The following is a 1,698-nucleotide window of genomic DNA, read 5'->3' as shown; positions in this document are numbered from 1 at the left end:
CAACAGACTGTGGGTTTCGGATTTTACTTACGTTTCCACATGGCAGGGCTTTGTTTATGTGGCCTTCATCATTGATGTATTCGCACGGGTCATTGTGGGCTGGCGCGTCTCCTCAACGGCCCATACCGACTTCGTGCTGGATGCCCTTGAGCAGGCTCTGTGCCAGAGGCAACCTGAGGGAAAAGTGACCCACCATTCCGACAGTCAGAAGATGGTCGCTAGCTTCCGGACGGTTTGTCTCACACTCCGATCGACCACGGTAGACTGGCACTGTGAGGGGCCCGGAACGGTTTGACCCGTATTCCGATCGACCGTTGTGTCTTTCCCCGGACCTGTCGACTGTCCGGAAGCACCTCGCGGAAAGGCTATGCCTTGGCCATTGCCTGTGACCCGAGAAGGGCCTGACCTGATGAGGTCTCATGACTGTCCTGTCCATGCAGCGGACCTTGGCCTGGCCATCACGACAGAGAAGCGCGAGGAACCGTCATGGACAAAAACGAAGAAAGACTGCGTCAGGTTGTTGGCGGTGTCGACACCCACAAGGATCTGCATGTTGCAGCCATTGTTGACGAGCAGGACCATGTGATTGGTACACAGAGTTTCCCCACGACAAGACAGGGTTATCGGCAGATGCTGGCCTGGATGCGAGCCGCAGGTGATCTCATGCGTGTGGGTGTTGAATCAACCGGCAGCTATGGTGCAGGCCTGTTGCGTTATCTTCAGGCTGCAGGGATCGAAGTTCTGGAAGTCACGGCACCTGATCGACATGATCGGCGTCGGCGTGGAAAGAATGATGATCTGGACGCCCAGAACGCAGCGCACGCCGCCTTTGCAGGCCAACGCACCGTTACACCACGACGCAGGGACGGCATGGTGGAAGCACTCCGGGTCTTGAGAGCGTGCCGCAAAACTGCCGTAAGTGCACGACGGATTTCCCTGCAGATGATCCAGAACACCATCATTGCGGCCCCAGATACCCTGCGTGAGCATCTTCGCTCCATGACCCGCATGCAGTTGATCCGCACTCTTGCTGCCTCCCGACCGGATCTCACGGCTTATCGCGATATCGAGGCAGCTTATCGGATCAGCCTGAAATCTCTTGCGCGTCGCTACCTTGAACTGCATGACGAAATTGGTGAACTGGATCTGATGATCAAGGCTATTGTTGAGGAACTGGCACCTGACCTCATTGCCAGAAATTCCATAGGGCACAATGGAGCAGCGCAACTTCTTCTGACGGCGGGCGACAATCCTGACCGCCTGAAATCAGAGGCCAGCTTCGCTGCCCTTTGCGGTGTCACGCCTGTTCCGGCGTCCTCTGGAAAAACAATTCGTCATCGTCTGAACCGAGGTGGTGATCGGGCGGCTAACAGCGCCCTGCATATCATCGCGATTGGACGCCTGCGAACAGATGAAAAAACACGCGCCTATGTTGCCAGGCGTGTGGCAGAAGGACATTCCAAACTTGAGGTTATCCGTATCCTCAAGCGCTATATCGCCCGTGAGGTCTACGGGATCATCATACGCCGACATCGGGACATCAACGCCACACGTTTTGCTGCTTGACAAACAGAAGGGCGTCCGCGGCTGTCAATATGTGTCCATTCTCTACACGCAAAGACTGGCTGAAGCGGGGCTCGTTGCTTCTGTCGGCAGTGTTGGGGATTCCTATGATAACGCCCTGGCGGAGACCATTAA

The 1,698-nt window shown here is 56.0% G+C and carries 1 protein-coding gene and 1 pseudogene; both read left to right on the top strand.

Annotated elements, in window-relative coordinates; genetic code table 11:
- Positions 1-229, top strand: a pseudogene (locus FKW31_RS14310) (DDE-type integrase/transposase/recombinase); the annotation flags it as partial.
- Between the two features lie 257 nt (positions 230-486).
- Positions 487-1,566 carry an IS110 family transposase gene (locus FKW31_RS14305; RefSeq protein WP_087636577.1) on the top strand — a complete coding sequence of 360 codons (1,080 nt, stop codon included), beginning with the start codon at positions 487-489 and terminating at the stop codon, positions 1,564-1,566.
- Positions 1,567-1,698: the final 132 nt, after the last annotated feature.

The sequence above is a fragment of the Acetobacter sp. DmW_136 genome (genome assembly GCF_008690365.1).
In the GTDB taxonomy this organism is placed as follows: domain Bacteria; phylum Pseudomonadota; class Alphaproteobacteria; order Acetobacterales; family Acetobacteraceae; genus Acetobacter; species Acetobacter oryzifermentans.
Note: the sequence above shows the minus strand (reverse complement) of the source record. Positions and strands in the feature narration are given on the sequence as shown.

Excerpts from the sequence above, each read along its gene's own strand:
- FKW31_RS14305 (WP_087636577.1), top strand. The coding sequence starts at position 487 with ATGGACAAAAACGAAGAAAGACTGCGTCAGGTTGTTGGCGGTGTCGAC.